The organism is Arcanobacterium hippocoleae (assembly GCF_031456295.1).
In the GTDB taxonomy this organism is placed as follows: Bacteria; Actinomycetota; Actinomycetes; order Actinomycetales; family Actinomycetaceae; genus Arcanobacterium_A; species Arcanobacterium_A hippocoleae.
In genome coordinates, this window is record NZ_JAVDUJ010000001.1 from 1,459,689 (window position 1) to 1,483,485 (window position 23,797).

Here is a 23,797-nt window from a genome sequence, read left to right on the forward strand (position 1 = left end):
AACCGCAAACACGGAAAGTTTAACCCCAGGCAGGGATTATTTAGCTGCCAAAAGCAAGAGCCAAACGCAGGAGCAGCGCCTCCAGCCAAGCAGAAACTCCCAGTACAAAGTATGGAGTGCGGCTCAACTCAAAACAGCTTAATTCCAACACATTTCACCGTTCGGGCGCCGTCATTATTGATTATCGACGATAAATTCAGTGCTAAAACCAAGATCAGAAACAGAAAACCGCATGAACCAAAGAATGCCGATTTTACCTGCCGCGCAGACCGTTTTGCCGCGAAGAAAACGGGTAAAAAAGCGCTTCAGCAAAAGTGCAGTGATTGCTGCGATCCTCTTACTGCTCGGCACTACCGTGATTCTCTATCCGCAAGCGGCACAATGGTTTAGTCAAATGCGCCAATCACGAATCGTGAGCGATTATGAAAAAATTGCGAGAACTTCTGAACCGAGTGAAGCAGTCCAAGTATCGCGGGCACGCCAATACAATCAGCTGCTGGCAGGCAAACAGCTCGTCGATATTGCCGGGCATGTGCCGACAATCAGGGAATCACAGCTCACCCCCGAACAGCAGGGAATTGCACCTTACGAGGAACAGCTGCGGGCAAATAACACTGGTTTAATGGGAAGAATTTTGGTGCCAAGCGCCGATATTGATATTCCGATTTATCACGGCACATCGGACGCAACACTGCTGAAAGGAGCCGGGCATTTACAAGGCACAGCGCTGCCCGTCGGCGGGAAAGGCACGCGCACCGTAATTACAGCTCATCGCGGGTTAGCTGATGCGGCAATGTTTACGCATCTCGACCGCGCCAAGATGGGCGATGAGTTTATTTTACAGATCTTTGACCAGACACTTGTCTACCGGATTAAAGATATTCAGGTAGTAGCCCCGGAAGATACCGAGTCAATCCGCGCCGAAGCCGATGCGGATCTTGCCACATTAATCACCTGCACCCCGCTGGGGATCAATACGCATCGAATCGTCGTCACTGGCGAACGGGTATTCCCTACGCCAAGCGACGCTGCTGACAAGGCGACCGCTGTTTCCGAGTTGCCGCACTTTCCGTGGTGGCTGATTATTTGGATTACAGTATTTATTGCAAGTAACTGGTTTGTTTGGTACTCGCGCATCCCGGAGAAAGATTTGGAATCCGAGCGAGTTTCTGAGCCGGAATAAGTTTTGGAATCCGGGTGACTCAGGGGGCAGTTGGAAACCGGGCAGTTGGAATCGGCTCGCTGTGCTGATTATCTTGGGAGCATTCATTTTCTGGAAACAATATCGGCAAAGTCAAACGGCGGAGATGAAACAACACGGAAACGATAGCAGTTTTAGCCGTGAATACAAGGATTAGATGAGCCGGTTTCCAAGATTTTCGAAGCTTTGCCAGGTTTTAGGCTTCGACAGCCCAAGTTTCGGGCAAGCCAATTCCGCGCACTTTATGCGAGACAAGGAAGATAACTGCGCAAATCCCCATCAGTACACCTCCGCCGATGAAGCCGGAAATCTGCTGGTTTGCGGCGACCAGCCAGGCGGATACTAAAGGTGCGAAAGCGCCGATTCCCATCCCAGCTGAGCGGCCCTGCATCTCCTGAGGTGTGCGCGCATAGAAGTAACCGAGCATCGGCGCGGACACAAGTTGTGCTGCTAGCGCGTATTTTCTGACTGTGAGGTATTTGTAGTTAGTTGATGAAAGCGTCGGGTCGCGGTGAGGCTGGGATAGTTTTAGGGGTTTGCGGGGTTTGGGTTAGAGCATCCTCTGCCTGTCTAGCCAGCCTTGATAAGCGCAGGTTTAGCGTGGAGCAGATTTGCTCTACCTCGTTCAGATCTGGCACGCGGGAAAATTTGAAAACTCGGCTTAGCGTGGGCTCTGAAATGCCGGTTTTTTCTGAAAGCTCTTTTTGGGTAATCCCGAGTTTTTGCATTTTTCAGCCATTATCAACACTAAAGCTTTAGTGTGCTCAGTCACATTGACTCGGGGTTTTCCTTGTATATTCATAGCTTTAGTTTTCCATATTGAAATTTTCTTTTCAGTTCATTTTGCGGAAATCCCCTCGCGTATGCGGGGCTTACGACACATATGAATTATGACATAAAATGGGGAAAGGCAGGATAATTTCCGCGTGTGCGGGGCTTACTAGTGTTACAGAAGGGAGCTGTTGTGTATGAGTAATGTGAAATATGTGTTGATGAATAAAAATCGTGTGATACTTGACTTTTTATATGACATAGAGACACATCATGTTGTAAAGATTCTCAATCTGCACGAAAGTAGCTATGCACCTCCAGCCGTGATCGACGTGAAAGGAAACATTACAAGGGCAGCACTGGATAGTTGGTGGCAGCATCGTGCTATTCCTGCATCGCGTGCTCAACTTAAACAGCTTATGGAGACGCTGGATATTAATACTACGCTTGCCCTTGCAGAGAAAAGCTTCGGTCTATCTCTCTCTGATAGATACTGGATAAACGACCCTAGCCATCCTCAAGAGTGGAGCACTATCAACTTCTTTGATAATGCCTTTACCGATGATCTTGGCATCCTCACACTTGGACAAGATTCCTCAACTCAAGACCCGAACCTGATGTCTCCTAACTCAACAGTAGGTGGAGATTTAAGTAAAAAATGGACGCTTGTTGACGGGCAAAGACTGCTTGTTAAAAGTGGAAGCGGTTTTGCTAATCAAGAAGTCTATAACGAAGTTATCGCTACACGTCTTCACCAACAACTGTTATCAGAAGATGAGTATGTTCCCTACACGTTCTATCACGAAGGACACCGCACCTACTGCGTATGCCCTAATATGCTCAAAGAAGATGAAGAACTGATACCTGCACTGCACATTATTCAAAATCGGAAAAAACCGAACTCGCAAAACGATTATCAATTTCTTGTTTCGTGCTTTGAAAGTTTGGGATTAAAAGACGTGCAAACATACTTATCTAAAATGTTTGTCTGTGACTTCATAGTGGGTAACTTCGACAGGCACTATCAAAACTTTGGAGTGATAAGGAATGTGGAAACGCTTGAATATACACGTTTTGCTCCGATCTTTGACACAGGCAACAGTCTGTGGTGTAACACGGAATCTTTAGATACTCACAAAGACTATGAATACATTGCAAAACCGTTTGGGCGTAGTGGTCTTGCTCCGTCACGGCAATTAGATTTCTTATCTGATTTCTCTTGGTTTCATCCAGACAAGCTAAACGGATTCGCAAACGAAGTAGAAGCACTGCTTGGACTAAATCCCAACATGTCCCAAGCCCGTATCGAAAAAATCATCACAGGTATTAACAGGCAAATAGAACAAGTAAACAAACACATCACGAAATGTGAACAAACAAAAAAATAGGAGCTTACTCCTGAGTGACGAAGTAAATACTATGCGTGCTGCGCCAAAGCAACTCAAAAATATAGAAATGAAAGATAAGAGTGCTTGTGTGCTGTTTGAAATCAGAGTAAGTTGTCTTTTCTCGCTGTAACGTACTCTGATAGCTGATTCATGCATTCCGATATTCGCAGTAATATACATACCTGCACTCACAAGAGAAGCAAACACGGCACAAACAATTTATAACTACCGTGATTATCCCCGCGTGTGCGGGGAAGAGAGATTATGCTTACCGGGGACGTCACAAAATCCGGAAATACCCCCGCGTGTGCGGGGAAGAGCTCCCTGCAACGTGGAATTGCGCGTGAGCCACGGAAATACCCCCGCGTGTGCGGGGAAGAGCGGCGCCGGCTTGTTATCCCCAAAGGTCAACTGGAAATACCCCCGCGTGTGCGGGGAAGAGTTCTGCGGGGGTTTGGCGCGCATACCCTGCGTGGAAATACCCCCGCGTGTGCGGGGAAGAGTGCTGCGATTCCTGCGAATCCTCCTAGTGCACGGAAATACCCCCGCGTGTGCGGGGAAGAGCATTTCACGCCGCTGCTCTTCGCTTAAATCCAAGAAATACCCCCGCGTGTGCGGGGAAGAGGTTGCTGTGTCAGCTACTTCTTGAAAAGCATCGGAAATACCCCCGCGTGTGCGGGGAAGAGCAAGTATATATAGGCTCAGCAGTCACCAATACGGAAATACCCCCGCGTGTGCGGGGAAGAGGTCAGCCGGGGAATGTTTCCACGAAAAAAGGGGGAAATACCCCCGCGTGTGCGGGGAAGAGCTGAAAAGCTTTTTTCAGCTCTTTTGCGAGCTTGGAAATACCCCCGCGTGTGCGGGGAAGAGTAATCGCCGTGAGAATCAGTGATAAAACGACAGGAAATACCCCCGCGTGTGCGGGGAAGAGTAGCAGATACCGCACGCAATCTTCATTCTCACGGAAATACCCCCGCGTGTGCGGGGAAGAGAGTGTTTATCGTGGATAATAATATCATTGACCGGAAATACCCCCGCGTGTGCGGGGAAGAGTGCATGGTGTGTAATGCGTGGTGTGTGTATGTGGAAATACCCCCGCGTGTGCGGGGAAGAGCGCAGGTCACGTTTTTGGGCTTGACTGCTTTTCGAAATACCCCCGCGTGTGCGGGGAAGAGATCGGAATGATTGCGTAGAAGAAATTAGAGATAGAAATACCCCCGCGTGTGCGGGGAAGAGACTAACTCACCTGCGGTTTTGCTGGGTGCTTAGCAATTTTTGCTGTGCACGTCCAGGACGTGCAGAGATCACGAAGAGTCCTTCGTAATCGAAAATCTGGTTTGAATTATTTCCAGCAGTTCTCACTGCAAATCCCTGCTCTCGCGATGAATCACTATAAATCATAATGGCATGACCATCTTCAATGGTGGAACTTACGCGCTCCCATAGTCTTTTGCATACTGTTGGAGATATATTTCCAACATACAAACCAGTGTCTGCCTCGATTAGGAAACGTGTAACATACCCGTGCACATGTTCAGGAGCAGCCGTCACGGAAATCACGGAAAACACTATTCTTCATCCTTGTCGTATCGTATATGTCCAGCGACTTCACCCTCATCATCGATCAAACGATCGTCATGACGATCGGGAAGATGTGGTTTGAGGACCATCATTAGAGTCTCTAACAGATCTTCCATCAGCTTTCTTTTGAAGATTTCTTGGCGGAGCTCTTTCCTGATTGATTCGATCGGATTTTGGTCGTGTGCATGTCGAAAAACGAGTGGGATCACGATGCATGCTTTATATAAATCTGCAAGGTCGAATAGTAAGGCTCGAATGTCGCCGCGATGGATAATTCCAAGTGCAGGGTTCACGCCGATTGCGGCACATGCTGTCGCAGCAAGTCCATACATTATTGAGTTGGCAACATTAAGTCCAGTATTAACAGGGTCTGTAGCTTTTGTATCTCGCTTAAATCCGCGAATCTTCGCTTTTTTCGCTTCCTCGCGATAGAGGTTACGCATCATCCTGCCCTCAACGCCTCGCATGACCGCAATCCGTGCCGTCGGCATTTTCTGGGCGCCAAATTGCTTACTGTAAAGTTTGACGGCTGCTTCTTTCAGATACTCATCCGATGCAAACATTCGTGCCTGGGCAATCGCCCAACGAGCTGATGACGTCAGAGGTGTGGCGTGAGAATATGCATTAATGCCTCCGCCTCCGCTGAAAACAACAGTACATCCCGAGCGTGTGCATGATGTAATTGCCGCATTGGAAATGCTTGTTCCTGGTCCGAGACACAGCACACCTAATCCAGCAACTGGTAACTGGAGACGCTGAATCTGCGCACTATCAACCCCCTGCATCGGAGTATCGTCATGTGGGTCAGCGCCATTATCGTTATCGTCATTATGAGAGTTGCGAATAGCGATAACTCCAGTGCGGTCTTGGCGTACGAGGCAATAATCTAAATATAGAAAAGATACACGATCTTCGATACGAATCTGGTAGCTTGGCGGGATCGTGCTGAATGTGAGAGCGTCTTGTGAATAACTCATGTATGTGCACCATCTGTGCTAGTAGTTCTAGGTAATGTAAATCCTGCTGTCGAATCGTAAAAGCGTTCGGCATTGGGTAAGAAAAAATATCCTGCGAGTAGAGAATGAGCTGCTTTTAAACTCTCCATGCCCGCAGCTTCTAAGATTTCTCGCGCTTTTGCAGAAAGCGATACAGGCATAGATGCTTTCATGGCAACGCGAATAGAAGCTCGGTCATGGGAGTGAAGCGCAATTAACTGCTCGGCATTACCGCTCCATGCACCAGGAACTGTTGCACGATTATGGCTACCGAGAATGAGGCGATACTGGTAATCGTCATCTATGAGACGTGTGCGTGCCTCGTTTGCGGCGTCATCCGTCGTTAATGCACTAAAGTCGCCTACTTTTGATTCTGGGAAGAGCGCTTTTGTAATCGGCGCACGATTGAGTTCACCTTTCATAATATCTAGTGTCCGTTCGCCTAGTGCTGCAAAATCTTCATCAGAGTTGGCATCTTCAAAGCTCACATATGACGAGTCGATAAAATCTTGTGCATTGTGTGGAATGACTAACGCGGAGTGACGGCACAGCCACTCGTGCGTTCTCCTTAGCTCGGCTGAGAGGTATGGCCGGTGTTGCCACGGATTTCGAGCAGTAATCCATGTGACGGTTAATTGTTTGTTTTCAAGATCTCCGCAGCGCGTATATCGTTTAGCATCTGTTCGTCGCCATAGTCTTCCAGCACGTTGGATAAGTGACGGTGCAGGGCAGATTTCACTATTTAGGAAGTCGAGGTCAATGTCGAGCGATGCTTCTATCGTCTGAGTGCCGATGACTGTTACCGCTGCACCAGTTCCGTGCGGACCAATAAGCGACAGTAATTTTTCGGAAGCAATTCGTCGATGCTCTGCCGTCATACGCGAATGTAAGACGACTACTTCCTCACCCGTGCGAGCAATTTTTTGTGCAAGGTCTTGTGTGCGTCTGACTGTGTTGCAAATAATGCCAATTCGGGCTTTAGGGTAGTGGTTTCTAGTCCGTTGCCACCATTCAACATGTGAAGATATTAGCTCATCATAAGGTGCATCAATTAGTTCAAGATTCGTAACAACAGGCGGGGTCGCAAGCACAGATGAAGTCAGGGTATTTTCTTCAATTGCGTCAATCGCGGGAAATGCTGGAGCGGTAAGTGTTAACTCTCGCTGAGCATAAGCATTCATTAATAGTTCTCTCTGCGCACTTGGCATGGTTGCTGTGAGGAATGTGACGCGGGTGCGTGTATGCGCAAGCCAAGGGAGCAATTCTTCGAGAAGCTTTGTTTGATATGAGTCCAAGGTGTGTACTTCGTCTATCACAATATGAGCATTGGCTAGCGCGAGCAGCCTGAAATGAAGCCATTTACCGGGGAGTGCTGCTGCTAATGCTTGGTCTACTGTGCCGACACACACTGGTGCGAACAAACGGGCAGCCCCAGCGCGTACGAATGACGACGGGTAAAGGCCGCTTGGTGTATCGACGGCTGTTTCTCCGCTTGCTTCGTCGTCGTATATCGAAAGCGGCTGCTGGTAGAAATCTTCGATTGAAGCGAGACTGTGGGCAAGAGAAGCAACATTAGTTGTATCTTCGTATGCTTTTTGTACGCGCTTCATGATTGCATTCGAGGTTGCTTGCGTGGGCAGCAAGAAAATGAGACGTTCATTCCGTGTTGAATGGCGAAGCAGAGCTGCTTCGGTTTTTCCACTTCCGGTGGTAGCCATAAGCGACCATAAGCCGTCAGCTGCTTTAAGTGCTGCTTGTTGGATTGGCCGTGGTTTGTGGGAGCCAAGTATAGCGTATCGCGCAGATTCGTGGCTGCTCCATGGTGAATAAACGCCTACCGTGGAGCGAATGCGTATTTCTGCTTCTTTGGTGCGCTTTGCAATCCACGCTATCGGATTGTGAAGAATATTCGGAGATGTTTTAAGCAATGCCAGTCCGCCTTCGACGAACGGCTCACCTGAGGCAATTCGATCTGCCAAAATCGTTATTCCAGAGAGCAGAATCGTAATGGTGGGATCTAAGGTTGTGGGTAAATCTTCACGCGTCAGCTTACAAGCTGAAAGAACGCATTCGGTGAGATCGTGCTGAGCCGCGGCCCAGCCTGCGGTGTCTAAATTGCGAATGATTCCTGCTGCTCGTTTATTGTCCCCTGGAAAATATGTGAAGCGTCCATGATGCCCGTTCAATACAAGGCTGAGCCAATATTCTTGCGAATAACTTCCGGGTACCGGGAACGAGCCTTGGATCTCTAATGCAGACCAACGCTCGTGCCGTCTCGCGATTTCGTTCTGATATTTCGTAAGCGAGGAGTCCTTACGGGTGGGGTGGTATTTTCCGGTCGCATTAATTGCTTCTCGAATACTTTTCCAGCATGAATCTTCATCGTGTGGGCGTAGTTGAAACATCGGTATAGCTTTACCAACATCATGTAATCCGACCACGCATTGCACAATATCGCGCGCCTGCGGCCCGAGAAATTCAGTGAAAAGATCGCGTAAACCTTGGCGAAGCCAAAGGTTGTACAGCGCGCCAGCGACTGTCGCCGTATCAAGGAGGTGTGCAAGCAGGGGATAAGCATCGTGAAAGCCATTATGCTTGGCCCAAAGCTCAGTCCGTGTATCCATAGGTTTTGCCAATTCCGTTTGTTTCAGGATTTTTGGAGCAAATTTAGTAGAGATTGCTTATATTGCTTGGACGGTAATCAGCCCGCACCCATACGATTTGGCGCGTCCAACTCCGTTAAGCATGAGTGCGTTAAGCGCATCTTCATTTGCAACGACGGCGACGCCTGCGACGGTATCTACTTGAACGGTGAAAGCATTAGCGGTGCGTCCAGTTCTATCCGCACCGAGTAATTCGCGTCGATGGTTTGTAATCGTTACTTCGCTTAGTGCCGGTGCAAGTTTTTGCTGTAGCCAGGGTGTCATGCTTGAATAAGTATTTGCTTCATCTGACCCGTCGAACGGGACAGGAATCGCCTTATACCTGTTTGATCCATGCTTTGAATCTCGCCGAATTGCGTTGATGCTGGCTTGGAAGTGGATTTGGGTTCCTTGCGGGTATGTAGGCAATTCAATCTGTTTCATTTCGGCTCCGTCTGGCAGATTCACTGGAGCAATCAGGGACTGAATGAGGAAAAATGGTGCTTGACCAGCGAGATATTCTGTGCGGAATAAGATTCCCGCTTCGCTTCGCGGAGTGCTGCTATCTATCTGGTCAAATAGCGCCATCACGGCACGGTGTCTGAAATTTGGATTGACCATATCCCATCCGTTAGCTGGCTTGTTCTTTGCACGTTGAGCTAGTGCCACATGGATCGGATACTTGATAAGGTAAACAGATGGCATGGCGTCTCCTTGAGTAATCCGAGGCGAATGCTAGGATGTAGCTGTTCCTCGCCGGTCGGGGGTATTTCTATTTTTGTTTTTATAAGTCCCCGCCGCTGCGGGGGAATGGGGTGGCGTCGGACGGCGGCACCCCCACTTTGTCTTAGCGTAACATATCTTTGAAAATAGCAGACATTTTAGTTTTAATTGACTTCTTGATTTATTTATGATTCACTTCATAATATGTTGAAAGTCGTTAAGAAAGTGGGGTTTTTGCAGTGGCTCACGCATTAACTGATATCGCTTGGGTAAAAACTAATATTGGGGTTCTTACACCGCGTGAAGTTCTTCTGAGAGCGCACAACGCTAATCTCGATCTTGACCAGAGTTTGCCAGCATACGAGATTACTACTCAGTTTCGTTTCTTGTTGTCGGTTACAGCACTCGCTGTTCGTCATGAAATAGCCAATGGACGAGTGACGCTTTACCGTCCAGAAAAACTACTCACGGAAGGGCTTTCAAGTGCTGCGGTTGATGCGGCGATTGCTGATTTGGGCACGGCAGCAGATGTATTCGATTCAAAGATGCCGTTTATGCAGCGCCCGGCGCTTGCGCCAACATCAGCAAAAGACGCCTCTCGGCGGATTGGGCGTGCTAATTTGGAAGTCAAGAAGCTGTCGCCGTCAATGCCGTCTGCACAAGGAGAAGACTACTGGAATTTAATTGTGGCTTTTCCGGGTGAGCTGCCGCTTGGCGAAGCGGTTTTGAAGCTCGTCACCTACCACTATTACTCGATGGCTGGTAATAACAACTATGATGGCGATAAAACACGCATGGGTGCTCCAGGTATTCGTTTCCTCGGGAAAGGTAATGCCGCAACGGAGTTTATCTGGCGTTATGAAGATCATTCCCTTTTGGGATCCTTGCTTGCTGCGCTTCCGCAATCATGGGTGGAAGGCGCAGGTCTGCCGGCATGGGCAGACCGGCAACTCCGTACATCGCGCCTGAAGAGCGGTGGGATTCATCCGTTATGGGTTTCTACGTGGAGTTCCAATACTGCTGTCGGTTTTTGGGAATCAAAGGATGGTGAAATGGTTCTCACGGGTGTGCGTGTTGGTGGCGTGCCCCCAGAGTGGCTCCCGTTTGCCGTCACCAATAAAGAAGGCGAAACGCAGCTCAAGGAATTTTGGGACGCGCGCAACCAACACGATCCAATGTACCTTCATATCCCAAACAAAGAGGGTGAACTAAAAGTTCAGCGCATTGATTTTGGGCGTGATGGTGCCGATTTAGCTGTTGAGTGGGCGAAAGAGGGCAAGATTGCAGCCCTGATTCAGGCGGGCAGCGGAAACGTTTACCCTTACGGCGGCGAGACGCGCACGCCAGTGTTTTACCGGCACCAAATCGAAGGCACTGCTTCGTCGCCCACAATTCGAGCGTCTGAGGTATTTATACCTGATCCGCAGCTCTGGGGATTCGACCTTGACTACGAGGATCAAGTGCATATTTCTGAAGAAGCAGCGTTCGTTTGGTCAATTTATAAAACGATTACAAGTTGTTTCCGCCGGAAAAATAAAAAAGATGAGGAACGCATAAAAGCTGGCGAACGGATTCGGGTGCTGGATGCGCTCGAAACAGTGGCTGTAGATGCAGGCAATGCTTTCTGGCGACGTCTCACTCCTGTGTATGAAAGCTATATTGCAGGTTTAAGGGAAGGTGTGGATCGTAGTGATGAATTGTATATTGGCGTTTATAAAGCTGGCATTGAAGCGTATGACGCGGTCACTTCTCCATATCTTGCCCAATATCCTGAGCAGATTTACTCCGTGCGGAGTGAAATCGTGAGAATTATGCGAAGCAGTATTAAAAAGCAACGGGGCTACGGTAACGAATGAGAAGCGAGGAAACTGAGCGATGAACGTCGAAAATGATGAAACGGTAAACGATATTAGATTCTTGTATGAGATTCTAGAACGGCGCGGTGGCGAGCAGGAATCTACCGCCGAAGACGGTAGGGGGCGCAGCGGAAACTTCCGCAAACAACGCGCAAATTTGCGGCGCGGAATTGATGAAACCACAGAGCATTATGCTTACCCATACGTGATGCCTATTCTTGGGCCTCATGCGACAAAGAAACAGCGTACAACACTCGTGCGGATGGCAGCTCTGACTGCCGAATTTGTCGATGTTCCTCCAGTGCCGAAAGAGGAGAAGGGCAAATCTTTCGGCCGTTGGTGCAGTGAGGTGAGCGCAGCATTGGCGATGCGGCGTGACGGCGAAATATCGCTGTTCAACCCAGATAAGCCGGACGTTGTAGCGCAGCGTCTCGCATTTTTGCATACGCAAGATTTTGAAGAAGCATTCCGTTCAGTATGGAGGCTCATGCAGATTGCGCAGTCGCTGAAATCTGTACCTGCTTGTGATTATATTGCCGTGTATCGGCTGCTTGGCAGGTGGGGTAACGGAATCAGTGATGAATCACGAAGCCTCCGCATGCGTGTGCTGCAAGATTATTACGGCAACATCGATAATGCATTCGTCTCGGATTTTCCTGCCAAGATCTCTCAAAACTAAACCTAACAACAATAAAAATTAGATGAAAGAAGCACCATTATGGCAAAGAACCTTACTCTGCACATCGTCACTAATATCCCTTATTCCAATTTGAACAGGGATGATGCTGGCACACCGAAGCGCTTAATGCAGGGCGGTGCGCTCCGTGCGCTGCATTCATCGCAAAGTGTCAAGCGCGGTATTCGCACAAAATATGAGGAAGCCAGCTTGGATACGTCCGTGCGCTCGGGGAAACTCGTTGATGAGGTGCTCGATGTTCTACGAGAACTCAAACCGGATGCTGATATAGACGCGTTCAAAAAAGCCGCAGCGGCTCGTATCGGTGAGCTCACCAAGGGTGAAAGCAGTGCAGGCGGGCCGGATCGTTCGTCATGGATGAGTACGGAAGAAATTACTACTTTGGCAACAAGCCTGCTTGCGGGTGATAGTAAGGCGCAATTTATTGCCGACGGGCGTACAGGTTCGCTCGCAATTGCAGCTTTCGGGCGGATGTTCGCCAATGCTCCAGCAAAAAATACAGAAGCTGCTATTGCCGTCTCACCTGGTGTTACCACTCACGCCGTAACGATTGAAACAGACTATTTTTCCACGGTAGACGATATTCGCGAGCGGAAGCACGAATCTGGTGCTACGTATCTCGGTGTTTCTCGCTACGTAAATGGTACTTTTTATCGCACGGTATCGATTGATAAAGCACAGTTGAAACGTAGTTGGACTGGTTATCGCCTCGAATCTGGCCGTAACAACTTACGCGAATTTGTGCGTGCCGCTGTGTATGGTCTGCCGCGCGGTAAAGAAAACTCCACGGCTCCTTATACTTTGCCGGTTCTTGTATTGGCGGAAGAGCAGCGTTACCGTGCTGCCTATAGCTTTGAAAAGCCAGTGCGTGTGGGAGGAGCAGGCGGATACGATGAACCGACGGTGAAAGAGCTGTCAAAGCAGTTCAACCAAGCGCGCGCTTTTGATCCGGGTAATTTTGGCCCGCTTGAAATAGTTGCAGGTGTGGGTGAGATTTCGGACGATGCTTTTGCTGGTGTGCGCCGCGCGAACCTTGATGAGCTGATTGATGCCGTGGTGGATTGGATGCTCCAGTGAATGAGTCGCTGTATATTAGGCTCGCTGCACCATTGCAATCTTGGGCTGGGCCCGCTGTTACGGGAAATATTGTGCGCACTGAGAGGTTTCCGACGCGTTCAGGGCTGATTGGGCTGTTAGCCGCAGCTTTAGGCGCAAAGCGAGGGGAATTTCCGAACTGGCTGGATGATGTTGAATTTGTGGTTCGTGAAGATCGGGCACCGTATTTCACCGATGATTTTCACACAATCAACTATCGTCCGGAAGCTGACGAATTTCGCCGTCGTCTATTAATAGCTGAGCGTGGGAAAGCTCGTGGGAAAAAGGCTCTGGTCTTCACTCCGGACGCCCAAGGCGGCACGTCGGTAGTGAATCGAACCTATCTCGCAGACGGCGAGTTTATCGTGCGGATTACTTGTGAAGAGCATGCCGATGAATTGGAGGACGCACTTGGATCTCCGGGCTTTACTACCTATCTCGGGCGTAAGGCATTCGCTCCAGAATTCCCGTTCTATCTTGGTTGTGGTGCTGCAGATATGATTCGCCAGATTCCGACGTTATCTGCTCCTGGGAAAGATTTGCAGCGAACGCTATCTACTCGCCGCCCAGTTGTTCAGCGTGTGTATGGTCCGTATCATCCTCGTGAGGGGAGGCGCATTCAAGAATCTGTTCCAGTAGTGGATTCGCGAGCAGAGCAGTGGGCATTCGTCAAAGCAAATTTAAATATTCGCAGGCGGGGAGATTTTTTGCCAGCGCCGTGAGCGGCTGCGCGGGGAAGGCGCGATTGTGGATGTGGCTGAACTTGATCTGGGTGAACTGAAGTTTATGGCATCATGGGTGTAAGTCGACCAACTGCAGGAAAATATGCACAGCAGCTTGTAGCGCTTGGGATCGTAGAGCAGGTAAAAATAGGGAAGAGTGTTCTTTTTATCAATACAAATTATCTCTCTCTGCTTTTCGATGCGAAATTGCCGCAGTGATTGTGTAGCGCTGGTGATGAGGTAGTGAAAGACTTTTCCCTATTCTTCGCCGTTCCATTCTGGGGTTTCGGGGAGATTTTCTTGGGCGGAAGCAGCACGCTCGTGAAAAATATTCCCCGTATATGCATCGGCACTGTTGAAATTGCGTGCACGGCGTAAATACTGTGAAGGGTGAGCTTTCCATGCTGCAGCAAAACTGGGATTAGTGGACGCCAGTTCGTGTTGTGTTTTTCTTTGCGTGGCAAGATCTGTGCGCTTGTGTGGAAAAATCGAACCAGCTTGATAAAGATTGAGAAATGGGAAGCGTGACTTTACATCAAGCAGCGGATCTGGAGCGGCGCGAAAGATTTTTTCGGCTGCTTTGCCATCCGTAGCTTTATACCACCAATCCGCAGTGTTGCTCATGTCACATAGTGTATCCTAAGATCTTGGAAAAGCGAATTTTGGATTAATTTTTGAGCGGTACGCGCAAGAACCAGAGTTAAATGATTTGGATCTGCCGCAAAATAGAAAATCCCCGCTAAGCTAGAAAATATGAGAACTACCCCGCTTGTTGCCGATAATTTTCCATTTGCCGTCACATACGCCGTACTGAAATCAAATGCGAGAAAGCCGCTTGCTGCTGCAGCGTCGTCTGAAGATCGGGCAGAGTCTGCGCTACCCGAGTTGCAGCTACTCGTTGGTGATCCAGATGAGACTTTTGCCCTGGCTTCAGTGACGAAACCAATTGCTGCTTATGCCGTCTTAACTGGAATTGAAAACGGTGATTTTCAGCTTGACGAAGCAGCTGGGCCGGAAAAATCTACACTTTTGCATTTGCTTGCCCACGCATCTGGACTACCGTCCACTCCGGGAGCTGCAATCGCGCAGCCAGGTAAACGGCGGATCTACTCGAATTACGGTTTTGATGTGCTTGCGCAGTGGGTCGAAGAACGCACGGGAGAAACAGCTGCACACTATATCAAACGCAGGGTATTGCAACCTTTAGGGATGGATACTACCGAAATTTCTGGTTCGATCGCCGATTCTGGTCGTTCAACGCTCGATTCGCTGCTGCGCTTTGCGGGCGAACTGCTTGCGCCCACATTGATTTCCAGAGAACTGATGAGCACTGCTACGATTCCGGCTTTTGACGGAATCCCCGGGATCCTGCCCGGATACGGAAGGCAGAAAAATAACACTTGGGGGCTCGGGTTTGAAATCCGCTCCAAGAAAACTCCGCATTGGCTGGCGCCAGAATTTTCCCCGGATACATTTGGGCATTTTGGGCAATCGGGCTCATTCTTGTGGGTCGATCCGCAAATCGGGAAAGCTGGTGTATTTTTAGGGGCGCAACGATTTGGCCAAACGCATCTCGCGCTCTGGCCGGAGCTTACCGCGCAGATGCGTGCGCTGTGAACTGGCAGTGTGAAAACTTACATCACGCAAAAGTGTTGAAAAATTTATTTGAAATCAACAATGACGGGCACGTGATCGGAAGCGCCCTGCCCTTTCCGTTCATCCCGATCGATAAATGCATTTTGTGCACAATCAGCTAAAGCGGGAGAAGCATAAACATAGTCAATGCGCATCCCCTCATTCTTTGGAAAACGCAACTTTTGATAATCCCAAAAAGTGTATCCGGCAGCAAAATCGCGGGAGACTTCACGCATTCCTGATTTGTGAAAAGCATCGAATGCTGCCCGCTCAGAATCGCTGAGATATAGCCCGTCAGGCATTGCGGCAGGATCCCAAACATCTTGATCGGTTGGAATCACATTCCAATCTCCGACGAAAGCAAATTTTGCCTGCGGGTCTGCTGCTAATTGTGCATCAGCAAAATTCTGCAAATGAGCGAGAAAATCAAGTTTGTAAAAATAGTGCGGATCGTTTACGGCGCGCCCATTAGGCACGTAGAGGCTCCAAATATCAACGCCGGTGATTTTTGCACCGATTGCGCGTGCTTCTGGGATCCCGGGCAAATACTTCAGCGCACTATCTGGCGCGGGTATTCCTTTAGTAAACCCCGGTTGGTGCGGAAATTCAAGGCGCACATCCGTCATTTCAAGACGAGAAATCAGTGCAACCCCATTCCACTGGTTTACACCGTGAGCTGCCACCTGATAGCCGCGATCGGTAAATTCGCTGCCTGGAAACTGTTCCGTCTTACATTTGATTTCCTGCAATGCTAATACATCTAAATCGTGACGTTCCAATACGTCAAGAATACGCTCTACGCGAGCGCGGGCAGAGTTGATGTTCCAGGTAGCTAGTTTCATAGCGGTTATTCTAGTGCATTTGAAATTATTTTCGTTCTTGAGCAGATCCGCAATTAGATTTTCCGGTTTTATCAAGGAGGCTCTCAGGAGCGAATTGGAGCAAAGCAAAGTGCTGAAATATGCGTGATTTCAGGCTGCTGACGTGTATCTGAACGGGTGGGAAACCGTCTCTGGTGATGATAAATATGTCAGAAAATATGTAAGAAGTAGAAAAATAAATTACGCTTAGATGTATGGGGAATGCACTTATTACTGGTGCGAGTTCTGGGTTAGGCACTGAATTTGCCTGGATTCTCGCAGCTGAAGGAAATGATCTTGTACTCGTAGCGCGCAATGAAGCGCGATTGCAGGAATTAGCTGAGGAGCTGCGGCAGAAAGCGAACGTGGCGGTAGAAGTACTGCCTGCGGATTTGTCGCGTGCTGACGGCGTGGAACGAGTAGCAAAACGGCTCAAATCACAGAGTATGCCAATTACGTTGCTCGTAAACAATGCTGGAATGGGGTTAGGGCAAGAATTTATTGCTGGGTCGATCGCAAAAGAACTCGGTGCGGCGAATGTGATGATCAATGCGGTAATGCTGCTAACTCATGCAGCGCTCGGTACGATGACTGCGCGTGGGCGCGGTACCGTCATCAATATTTCTTCAATTACTGCGCTCACTGCGCAAGGAACTTATTCTGCAGCGAAGGCATGGATGAAAACTTTCACTGAAGGGCTTGCGTGCGATCTGGAGGGCACAGGTGTGAATGTGACGGCAGTCCTTCCAGGATTGATGCACACGAATTTCCATCAAAATGCGCAGGTTGATGCCGGGCAGTGGGCTGAATGGATGTTTCTGAATGTGCATGATGTAGCAAATGCTGCAATCGAAGGTGCTCGTCGGAAAAAAGTGATCGTTGTGCCGTCTTTACTTTACAAAGCAGCATATTGTGCGTTGAAAATTGCTCCGCGTGCTTTAGTGCGGAAGGTGGCTGGTCCGAAAATGTCGGGTCGGTTGTAAGGTGATCGTGCGCTGATTGTAGACTTAAACGTATGGAAGATGGAAAACAGCGCAGGCAAGAATTACCGTCATTAGAAATCCCGTATGAAAAACTTAAATTAGGGGAACGGAAGAGTAAAAAGACGGTGCTTGACCAAAATAGTCCGGATTATCAAACCCAAATCGACGGCGTTGGCCCTTGGGAAGGCGAATTCCCAGATGATCCCCGATTAGATTTACAGTTGCTGCGTGAGGGAGATCATCGCAATGTGGTTGATAAATACCGCTACTGGTCAATTGAAGCAATCCGGGAAGATCTTGCAAAAACACGTTCCGAACTGCAGATTGCAATCGAGAATCTGGAACATGATTTGAACATTGGGTCAATCGTGCGCACCGGAAACGCTTTCAATGTTAGCGGAGTACATATTGTTGGGCGGAATAAGTGGAATCGGCGCGGTACGGTAATGACCGACAGATACATGGAAGTATATTCCCATCCAGATCCGAATCATCTTGCCGCATGGGCGCGTGATAACAACTATGTGCTGGTAGCGGTAGATAATCTGCCGGGATCAACGCAGCTGGAAAAGACGGAACTGCCAAAACGCTGCCTGCTCGTATTTGGGCAGGAGTCAAATGGGCTTACCCCGCATTTGCTGGAGCAATGCGATAAAGCCGTGTATATTCCGCAGTTTGGTTCGACGCGTTCAATGAACGTGGCAGCTGCGGCTGCAATTGCAATGCACTGGTGGGTTGCGCAATATCGCGTCTGAACGAAACTCTGCCGAGAATTATTCGTCTGGTCACATGTTTTCAGCCGATGTTTGAGTTTTAACCTTGGGTATACATTACCCCATATGCACCGCGCGGATAATGCCAGCTAAGTGCGCCCTCGGGAGCGATTTGCCGGCAAGTGCCGCATTCTAAACATGCAGCGTATTCGGCTTGGATTTCGCCATGTGAATCACGTGAATACACACCGGCTGGGCAAACTTTGATCAACGTCTCGCCGATACCGGCGAGCTGAACGAGTTGTTGATTTATCTGGATATGCCCAATCTCGTCAGTTTCAAAATTTGTATGTGCCAAATGTTGGTGTGAAGCAGATCGTGCCATCGTAAAAATCCAAATCTTTTGCGAAATTAATACTTGTGTCTGTTGCTGCGTTACTCGTTACGGCATTGATACGGTTAATTGTAACGCGTGTTTTGCGCTCTGGAGCGGGCGTGAATTTTCCGCTCAAAAAGCACGCAGTGCTGCGATTCCATCACGTGCTGCCTGCGTCAACTTCACGCCCGTATTTTGCAGAGCGGTAAACGCAATTTTTCGAAGCGGTTTGCGCGGTTGTAAATCAATGTTGTAAATCCCGTATAACGTATCGGCAAGCATTTGCCCATAATTTTCAAAAATTCGCGGATTTTCGAGAAATTCGGGAAGATGTCTCGCATGATCTAAATCTGCGCCGAGCCAAGAAGCTGAAATTTCTGCGCGATACTGGCTCATTGCTGCTGCCGAAAAATTGTTGGCAGTAAGCGCATTATCGGCTGTTTTGGCTGCACAGAGAGCACTTTGCGCAGCCAAATCCATTCCCCGGATTGTGAAACCATTGTTGATTGTAAAACCAGCCGCATCGCCAATGATCAAGAAGCCAGGTGCGCTAATTGGTTGCGCGACCATTGCGGGTCCGTTTTCGATCGTCAAATGGCAGCCGTATTCAATTGGCTGTGCGTCTTTCAAATACGGGATGATTGCAGGATGATTTAGAAAATGGTCGTGAATTTCGGCTGAGCTGAGCCCTTTTGCTTGGAGATCATCAAGCCGAAGCACCACTCCAACTGAAATTGTGTCATGATTCGTGTAAAGGAATCCGCCGCCGGCAACGCCTTGTGTCGCATCACCGACAAAAGCGAATGCTGCACCGTCTGCGGGGATGCTGTTGGGAGTATCGGCGCCGTCGTGAGTATTTCGCCCAAGGTTGAATCGTTCCGTAATTTTTTCTGCCGGCAGTTTGTACACTGATTTCACGCCGACGGCAAGATTCTGATCAGGCTGTTTTTCGCGGATTCCTGCTTCTTGGGCAAGAAAGGAATTTACGCCGTCGGCTGCAATCACGATATTCGCGGTAAGCTCCTCTTCGCCTGCAATAATTCCGCAGACTTCCCCGGCTTCAGTGTGAAGCAGCTGATCAACTTTCACGCCGGGCATCAGCATTACGCCGGCTGCTTCAGCTTGATCAGCAAGCCAGGCATCAAGTTTTCCGCGCAGTACACTGACGGCATTAACTGGATCTGCGAGCCGATTATCCCAATAGTCGATATTTACATGTGAATCGTTGTTGAGGAAAGAAATTATGTTGCGAGTAATTTTGCGCTCGATTGGAGCTGCTGTGAGAAAATTGGGGAAAATCTGCTCCATGATGCGCGAATAGAAAATTCCGCCTGAAAGATTTTTTTCACCCGGCGTCTGCCCGCGTTCAATCAATGCCACATTATGGCCTTTGCGCGCAAGATCGATTGCTGCAACGGAACCAGCTACGCCAGCGCCGACGATGATTACATCAAAATCGGGAGTGAAATCAGCGGGCTTGCTGAAATTTGCAGGTTTGCTGAAAGCGGCAGCGGCAGTAGATGAGCTTGCGGGGGATTTTCCAGCGGCGGTTATGGCAAATCTTGTGCCGATTTTCTTAGCGATTTTGCCTAAATTGCAGGACGTTTTGGCTGTGTTGTGCGGAAAATCTGCTGCTTTGGCAGAAAGCCGTTGCAAAAAATTGACGTCATGCTTTTCTTTTTTGGCATGCACTTTATATCGCCTTTACCTTTCTTTATCAGAAATTCCCGATGAGCATTGCGAGCTGTTCACAAAATATTTGCAAATCGTATTCGTCCTGCTCTTGATAATATCAGGGAGAAAAATTTTCGGTGGTGTCAGGCGTGAAATACGCAAAACACCACCGAAAATAAAATTTGCAATATAGAAACTGCTGAGATTTATTCCTTGAGCAGATACCAGACGGCTGAGTTTGCCGGCAGTACTGTATCGATCGCTGTGGAAGCGAGCAGGATCTGCGCATTTTCCGGAATTGTCACGGGCTCATGAAAAGCTATCAGGATATGTACATCAGATCTCCCGTCAATCCGGGAAACATAATGCAGATGGTTTATTTCGCTTTCATCAGCAGGTGTGAGGGCATCAAACAAAGCAGCCTGCCCGAGTTTTAATTTTTTGCGCAAGGCATACATTTTTTGGAAGAAAGAAAGTGCCGAGGCGGAATCGCTATTTTGCTTATCGACAGCTATTTCTGCCCATTCTGCTGGTTGTGGAAGCCAGGAAGTTCCGTTTGGCGAAAAACCGAATGCGGGGAGGCTAGCTTCCCAAGGCATTGGCACACGCTGCCCGTCGCGACCGGCTTCGTTCCCGTTCGTCCGGAAAAATGCGGGATCTTGCCGGTATTCATTTGGAAGAGTGGTATGTTCGGGAAGATTTAGTTCTTCACCCTGATAAATATAGCAAGATCCGGGAAGTGCGCTTTGGAGCATGTGTGCAGCAAGAGCACGCTGTTTTCCGAGAATCAGATTCGGCTGTTCCGCATGAGCAAAAATTCCATTACTACTTTTCCCGGTATCCGATAGACCAAAGCGTGATACGGCACGAACTACGTCATGATTTGAAAGTACCCAGGTAGCAGGTGCGCCAACAAGATCCAGCTCGGTGAATGATTCGGAAATCACTTGATGATATGCGGATGCTGCAAATGGGGCGCAGAGGAATGGGAAATTGAAACTCTGGCTCATTTCGTCTGCACGCACATACTTTGCCATTTCGGAGAGCGGATCAACCCATGCTTCTGCTACAAGCATCCGGTCAGTGCCGTATTCGTCAAGTACTTTGCGCCATTGCCGGTAGATTTCGTGTACGGCAGGCAGATTCCACATTGGCGGGTGCGGCACATTTTCGGCAAGTTCGCTTCCGCCATTGACCATTTCCCAATGGAATTGCCAGTTTGGCAATTCCGGATCTTTCACTAATCCGTGCGCTACATCAACTCGGAATCCTGCTACTCCATGATCGAGCCAGAAACGAAGAATATCGCAGAATTCTTCGCGGACGGCAGGATTTTCCCAATTCAAATCAGGTTGGCTCTCGTCGAAGAGATGCAAATACCATTGCCGGTCATTTTCCCACGGGGATCCGGGCGCATCGGCGCGATCACAAATCCGCGTCCATGCCGAGCCGCCAAAAATTGAGAGCCAGTCATTGGGTGGGTTTTCTCCATCTGCTCCACTGCCGTCACGGAACCAGTAGGATGCCCGTTCGGGGGCGTCTTTTCCGCCGCGTAATGCTGCCTGAAACCATCCATGCTGATCGGAAGTATGGTTTGGCACGAGATCTACAATCACGCGTAAACCGAGTTCATTAGCGCGTGCAATCAAAGCAAAGGCATCTTCGTTTGTGCCAAACATTGGATCTACTTGCCGGTAGTCGGCTACATCGTATCCGCCATCTTTTTGCGGTGAAGTGTAGAACGGGGAAAGCCAGAGAGCATCAACGCCAAGACGGGCAATATGCTCAAGCCGGTTCGTGATCCCGCGCAAATCGCCGACGGGTCCTTTGCTCGATGCGAAGGACTTTGGATAAACCTGATAGATCACTGCGTCTTTCCACCATTCTTGGTGCGGGAGTGAATCGTGAATTAATTGCAATTTGTGTACCTAACGTTTGGAGTGAGTGTCTTTCTTTGGTTTCAAGCTGTGAGAGCTACTATATGGGCTTGATCTAGAAATCCTGCCATGTGAGCTTAATTTACATAATTTTCCCGTAGGGTTGCATGGATGAAATTAGTTTCGTTGGAAACCTGCAAAAACTATTATGAAAATTTGCGTGGAAAAGCGATTTTTTCTAATGCGGTGATTGATTTTTGAAAATTTATGCGGACTTCGCTAGTGAACGTGAACTGCATAAGTAATTGTCGTCATCAGAAAAAGCTTCCTAATAATAAATACTCTCTCGCCTATGAAAGCTGACGAAGATATTTTAAGGACGTGTGCTTGAATGTGCTGTGCAGGAAAGATTTCTTGCAAGAATATTTCCTTCGCAGAGTACGGCGCATTTCAATATTTTCTGTAAAATCCTGAAAATATGCCGTTTTTTGATTGCTTTGAAGATTGCTAAGAGTCGAGAAATTTTATGATTTATACAGAATTCTTGCATAAGCAATTTTCTCGTTGAAAGCATTTATAAGCCGTCTATAATCAATCTCAAGTGACATAAGGCAAGGTCGCTGAAGCGATTGTGCTGAGCGTCTACAAAATTTTCATTAATAAATTCAACTCGTGCATTCGATTTGAATTATGCAAATGACACACAATAAACATTCAAAACCAAAGGTGGTGACATGGTATGAAGAAGTCCATGAGGATAGCTGTAGCAGCTGCAGGAGTACTTGCATTATCTCTTAGCGCGTGCTCAGGCAGTGATGCTGGTAAAAAAGCTGATGGTAAAGGTGCCGCAAGTGAAGCAAATTTGACAGTTTGGGCTCCGCAGGAAGACCAAACTGACTCTAATGCGTGGTTGCCGAAGATGGAGGCTGCTTTCGAGAAAGCACATCCAGAATACAAGATTACTTGGAAGAATGCTGTTGTATCTGAAGGAGACGCAGCGAAAACGGTAAATGCAGATCCTGCAGCTGCAGCTGATGTGTATCTATTTGCAAATGACCAACTTGGTTCATTACTTGAAGCTACTGCCATCGGCGAACTTTCCGACGAAGGTATGGAGCAGTTAAAGAAGCAAAATTCAGAGACGATGATTGCGTCCGTTTCTGATAAGGATGGCAAGGCATATGGTCTGCCAACCGAACCAAATACTTGGTTTATGTACTACAATAAGGCAAAATTCTCTGCTGAAGATGTAAAGAGCCTTGATACGATGCTTGCAAAGGGTAAAGTTGCCTTCCCTCTTTCAAACGCGTGGTATTACCCATCATTCTATGTTGGTGCAGGCGGTACATTCTTCGGTGAAAATGGTCTTGATGCAAAGGCGGGCATCAACTATGGTCCAAAGCAAGAAGAAGTTACAAAATATCTGGTAAATCTTGCAAAAAATGCAAATTTTGTAAATGATGTGGAAGGGGCTGGTTTAGGCGGCTTAAAATCCGGCACAGTAGATGCAATCTTTAGTGGTGCATGGGATGCAAAGAATGTGCAGGAAGCTCTTGGCGATAACTATGCAGTAGCAGCATTGCCAATGTATAACCTCGGCGGTGAACAGGTGCAACTTCGTTCTTTCTCGGGTTCGAAAGCGGCTGCATACAATCCAAACTCAAAGAATACAAAGATTGCTTCCCAGTTCGCAGCATTCCTTGCATCGGATGAAGCACAAAAGGCTCATTATGAGATTCGTGGCACGATTCCAGTAGCAAAGACACTTGCAGCTGATTCAACTATTTCGAAGGATCCAGTGGCAGTAGCGCTGTTTGAAGTGATTGCTAACAATTCCATACTTCAGCCTACTATTAAAGAAATGGGTACCTTCTGGGAACCAGGTGAAAACTTCGCGAAAGCAATTGTGAACGGTGAAATTACTGAGTCTAACGCAGCAGAGAAGACAACCGCTTTGCAAGAGGCGTTCAACAAGTAAGAATTGACAATAAGCCACTGGGCGGATTTT

At 48.4% G+C, this 23,797-nt stretch carries 23 protein-coding genes and 1 CRISPR repeat array; of the genes, 12 read left to right on the plus strand and 11 right to left on the minus strand.

What is annotated here, in order from left to right; translation table 11 throughout:
- Nucleotides 1-232 precede the first annotated feature (232 nt).
- On the plus strand, nt 233-1,183 hold the full coding sequence (locus tag J2S36_RS06160) for a class C sortase (protein ID WP_309956575.1): 951 nt from the start codon (nt 233-235) through the stop codon (nt 1,181-1,183).
- A gap of 214 nt (nt 1,184-1,397) precedes the next feature.
- Here the strand turns inward: J2S36_RS06160 and J2S36_RS06165 are convergent, their stop codons facing one another.
- Together J2S36_RS06165 and J2S36_RS08625 are read right to left on the minus strand one after the other, a co-directional pair.
- Entirely contained in the window at nt 1,398-1,640 is a 243-nt protein-coding gene (locus J2S36_RS06165; RefSeq protein ID WP_309956577.1) for a hypothetical protein, read from the minus strand.
- Between the two features lie 46 nt (nt 1,641-1,686).
- The gene (locus J2S36_RS08625) at nt 1,687-1,929 is read right to left on the minus strand and encodes a helix-turn-helix domain-containing protein (RefSeq protein WP_374717333.1); all 243 of its coding nucleotides are present in this window, start codon (nt 1,927-1,929) and stop codon (nt 1,687-1,689) included.
- A gap of 240 nt (nt 1,930-2,169) precedes the next feature.
- Here J2S36_RS08625 and J2S36_RS06170 point away from each other — a divergent pair, with 240 nt between their 5' ends.
- Entirely contained in the window at nt 2,170-3,360 is a 1,191-nt protein-coding gene (locus J2S36_RS06170; protein WP_309956579.1) for a hypothetical protein, read from the plus strand.
- 230 nt (nt 3,361-3,590) lie between these two features.
- Nucleotides 3,591-4,596: direct repeats of the CRISPR family, unit length 29 nt; unit sequence GGAAATACCCCCGCGTGTGCGGGGAAGAG.
- 6 nt (nt 4,597-4,602) lie between these two features.
- Here J2S36_RS06170 and cas2e read toward each other — a convergent pair.
- The 4 genes from cas2e to J2S36_RS06190 are packed head-to-tail and all read right to left on the minus strand — an operon-like array spanning nt 4,603 to nt 9,283.
- Nucleotides 4,603-4,929, minus strand: coding sequence for a type I-E CRISPR-associated endoribonuclease Cas2e (gene cas2e / locus J2S36_RS06175; protein ID WP_309956581.1), 327 nt, complete (start codon nt 4,927-4,929; stop codon nt 4,603-4,605).
- Nucleotides 4,929-5,918, minus strand: coding sequence for a type I-E CRISPR-associated endonuclease Cas1e (cas1e, locus tag J2S36_RS06180; RefSeq protein WP_309956583.1), 990 nt, complete (start codon nt 5,916-5,918; stop codon nt 4,929-4,931). Before cas1e ends, cas2e begins: the two co-directional genes overlap by 1 nt.
- A complete protein-coding gene (cas3, locus tag J2S36_RS06185) occupies nt 5,915-8,560 on the minus strand; it encodes a CRISPR-associated helicase Cas3' (protein ID WP_309956585.1) in 2,646 nt (881 codons plus the stop codon). The genes cas1e and cas3 overlap by 4 nt, the downstream gene beginning before the upstream one ends.
- A 57-nt stretch (nt 8,561-8,617) precedes the next feature.
- Nucleotides 8,618-9,283, minus strand: a complete 666-nt coding sequence (locus J2S36_RS06190) for a type I-E CRISPR-associated protein Cas6/Cse3/CasE (RefSeq protein WP_309956587.1) — start codon at nt 9,281-9,283, stop codon at nt 8,618-8,620.
- Between the two features lie 257 nt (nt 9,284-9,540).
- On the opposite strand from J2S36_RS06190, the gene J2S36_RS06195 reads away from it, so the two are divergent.
- From J2S36_RS06195 to J2S36_RS06215, 5 genes are all read left to right on the plus strand, one after another.
- Nucleotides 9,541-11,157, plus strand: a complete 1,617-nt coding sequence (locus J2S36_RS06195; protein WP_309956589.1) for a type I-E CRISPR-associated protein Cse1/CasA — start codon at nt 9,541-9,543, stop codon at nt 11,155-11,157.
- Nucleotides 11,158-11,176: 19 nt separating this feature from the next.
- Complete coding sequence (casB, locus tag J2S36_RS06200; RefSeq protein ID WP_309956591.1) at nt 11,177-11,836, plus strand: type I-E CRISPR-associated protein Cse2/CasB; 660 nt, start codon at nt 11,177-11,179, stop codon at nt 11,834-11,836.
- A 39-nt stretch (nt 11,837-11,875) separates the two neighbouring features.
- On the plus strand, nt 11,876-12,931 hold the full coding sequence (gene cas7e / locus J2S36_RS06205) for a type I-E CRISPR-associated protein Cas7/Cse4/CasC (RefSeq protein WP_309956595.1): 1,056 nt from the start codon (nt 11,876-11,878) through the stop codon (nt 12,929-12,931).
- The gene (gene cas5e, locus J2S36_RS06210; RefSeq protein WP_309956597.1) at nt 12,928-13,671 is read left to right on the plus strand and encodes a type I-E CRISPR-associated protein Cas5/CasD; all 744 of its coding nucleotides are present in this window, start codon (nt 12,928-12,930) and stop codon (nt 13,669-13,671) included. Before cas7e ends, cas5e begins: the two co-directional genes overlap by 4 nt.
- A gap of 72 nt (nt 13,672-13,743) precedes the next feature.
- Complete coding sequence (locus J2S36_RS06215) at nt 13,744-13,890, plus strand: hypothetical protein (RefSeq protein ID WP_309956599.1); 147 nt, start codon at nt 13,744-13,746, stop codon at nt 13,888-13,890.
- A 39-nt stretch (nt 13,891-13,929) separates the two neighbouring features.
- Here J2S36_RS06215 and J2S36_RS06220 read toward each other — a convergent pair whose 3' ends face one another.
- Complete coding sequence (locus tag J2S36_RS06220; RefSeq protein WP_309956601.1) at nt 13,930-14,295, minus strand: hypothetical protein; 366 nt, start codon at nt 14,293-14,295, stop codon at nt 13,930-13,932.
- A 129-nt stretch (nt 14,296-14,424) separates the two neighbouring features.
- On the opposite strand from J2S36_RS06220, the gene J2S36_RS06225 reads away from it, so the two are divergent.
- On the plus strand, nt 14,425-15,288 hold the full coding sequence (locus J2S36_RS06225; RefSeq protein WP_309956603.1) for a serine hydrolase domain-containing protein: 864 nt from the start codon (nt 14,425-14,427) through the stop codon (nt 15,286-15,288).
- 44 nt (nt 15,289-15,332) lie between these two features.
- Here J2S36_RS06225 and J2S36_RS06230 read toward each other — a convergent pair whose 3' ends face one another.
- Nucleotides 15,333-16,148: an exodeoxyribonuclease III gene (locus J2S36_RS06230; protein WP_309956606.1), complete on the minus strand. Its 816-nt coding sequence runs from the start codon at nt 16,146-16,148 to the stop codon at nt 15,333-15,335.
- 233 nt (nt 16,149-16,381) lie between these two features.
- Between J2S36_RS06230 and J2S36_RS06235 the strand changes: the two genes are divergently transcribed.
- Both J2S36_RS06235 and J2S36_RS06240 read left to right on the plus strand, forming a co-directional pair.
- Nucleotides 16,382-17,149 (plus strand): SDR family NAD(P)-dependent oxidoreductase, encoded by a 768-nt coding sequence (locus J2S36_RS06235; RefSeq protein WP_309956608.1) that lies wholly within the window; start codon nt 16,382-16,384, stop codon nt 17,147-17,149.
- A 32-nt stretch (nt 17,150-17,181) separates the two neighbouring features.
- A complete protein-coding gene (locus J2S36_RS06240) occupies nt 17,182-17,904 on the plus strand; it encodes a TrmH family RNA methyltransferase (RefSeq protein ID WP_309956611.1) in 723 nt (240 codons plus the stop codon).
- A 58-nt stretch (nt 17,905-17,962) separates the two neighbouring features.
- Here the strand turns inward: J2S36_RS06240 and J2S36_RS06245 are convergent, their stop codons facing one another.
- Nucleotides 17,963-18,247: a ferredoxin family protein gene (locus J2S36_RS06245; protein ID WP_309956613.1), complete on the minus strand. Its 285-nt coding sequence runs from the start codon at nt 18,245-18,247 to the stop codon at nt 17,963-17,965.
- Between the two features lie 123 nt (nt 18,248-18,370).
- Nucleotides 18,371-19,684 carry an FAD-dependent oxidoreductase gene (locus tag J2S36_RS06250; protein WP_309957504.1) on the minus strand — a complete coding sequence of 438 codons (1,314 nt, stop codon included), beginning with the start codon at nt 19,682-19,684 and terminating at the stop codon, nt 18,371-18,373.
- Between J2S36_RS06250 and J2S36_RS06255 the strand changes: the two genes are divergently transcribed.
- Nucleotides 19,629-20,105, plus strand: coding sequence for a hypothetical protein (locus J2S36_RS06255; protein WP_309957551.1), 477 nt, complete (start codon nt 19,629-19,631; stop codon nt 20,103-20,105). The two genes, J2S36_RS06250 and J2S36_RS06255, sit on opposite strands and share 56 nt — an antisense overlap.
- Before the next feature lie 13 nt (nt 20,106-20,118).
- On the opposite strand, the gene J2S36_RS06260 is transcribed toward J2S36_RS06255, so the two are convergent.
- A complete protein-coding gene (locus J2S36_RS06260) occupies nt 20,119-21,831 on the minus strand; it encodes a glycoside hydrolase family 13 protein (RefSeq protein WP_309956615.1) in 1,713 nt (570 codons plus the stop codon).
- A 697-nt stretch (nt 21,832-22,528) separates the two neighbouring features.
- On the opposite strand from J2S36_RS06260, the gene J2S36_RS06265 reads away from it, so the two are divergent.
- Nucleotides 22,529-23,767, plus strand: coding sequence for an extracellular solute-binding protein (locus J2S36_RS06265; RefSeq protein ID WP_309956617.1), 1,239 nt, complete (start codon nt 22,529-22,531; stop codon nt 23,765-23,767).
- Nucleotides 23,768-23,797 lie beyond the last annotated feature (30 nt).

What these genes read in the sequence shown, in the direction of transcription:
- J2S36_RS06265 (WP_309956617.1), top strand. Translation starts at nt 22,529, where the DNA reads ATGAAGAAGTCCATGAGGATAGCTGTAGCAGCTGCAGGAGTACTTGCA.
- cas3 (WP_309956585.1), bottom strand. Translation starts at nt 8,560, where the DNA reads ATGGATACACGGACTGAGCTTTGGGCCAAGCATAATGGCTTTCACGAT.
- J2S36_RS06220 (WP_309956601.1), bottom strand. Translation starts at nt 14,295, where the DNA reads ATGAGCAACACTGCGGATTGGTGGTATAAAGCTACGGATGGCAAAGCA.
- J2S36_RS06190 (WP_309956587.1), bottom strand. Translation starts at nt 9,283, where the DNA reads ATGCCATCTGTTTACCTTATCAAGTATCCGATCCATGTGGCACTAGCT.
- cas7e (WP_309956595.1), top strand. Translation starts at nt 11,876, where the DNA reads ATGGCAAAGAACCTTACTCTGCACATCGTCACTAATATCCCTTATTCC.
- J2S36_RS06230 (WP_309956606.1), bottom strand. Translation starts at nt 16,148, where the DNA reads ATGAAACTAGCTACCTGGAACATCAACTCTGCCCGCGCTCGCGTAGAG.
- J2S36_RS06235 (WP_309956608.1), top strand. Translation starts at nt 16,382, where the DNA reads ATGGGGAATGCACTTATTACTGGTGCGAGTTCTGGGTTAGGCACTGAA.
- J2S36_RS08625 (WP_374717333.1), bottom strand. Translation starts at nt 1,929, where the DNA reads ATGCAAAAACTCGGGATTACCCAAAAAGAGCTTTCAGAAAAAACCGGC.
- J2S36_RS06160 (WP_309956575.1), top strand. Translation starts at nt 233, where the DNA reads ATGAACCAAAGAATGCCGATTTTACCTGCCGCGCAGACCGTTTTGCCG.
- casB (WP_309956591.1), top strand. Translation starts at nt 11,177, where the DNA reads ATGAACGTCGAAAATGATGAAACGGTAAACGATATTAGATTCTTGTAT.
- J2S36_RS06225 (WP_309956603.1), top strand. Translation starts at nt 14,425, where the DNA reads ATGAGAACTACCCCGCTTGTTGCCGATAATTTTCCATTTGCCGTCACA.
- J2S36_RS06215 (WP_309956599.1), top strand. Translation starts at nt 13,744, where the DNA reads ATGGGTGTAAGTCGACCAACTGCAGGAAAATATGCACAGCAGCTTGTA.
- J2S36_RS06240 (WP_309956611.1), top strand. Translation starts at nt 17,182, where the DNA reads ATGGAAGATGGAAAACAGCGCAGGCAAGAATTACCGTCATTAGAAATC.
- cas1e (WP_309956583.1), bottom strand. Translation starts at nt 5,918, where the DNA reads ATGAGTTATTCACAAGACGCTCTCACATTCAGCACGATCCCGCCAAGC.
- J2S36_RS06245 (WP_309956613.1), bottom strand. Translation starts at nt 18,247, where the DNA reads ATGGCACGATCTGCTTCACACCAACATTTGGCACATACAAATTTTGAA.
- J2S36_RS06170 (WP_309956579.1), top strand. Translation starts at nt 2,170, where the DNA reads ATGAGTAATGTGAAATATGTGTTGATGAATAAAAATCGTGTGATACTT.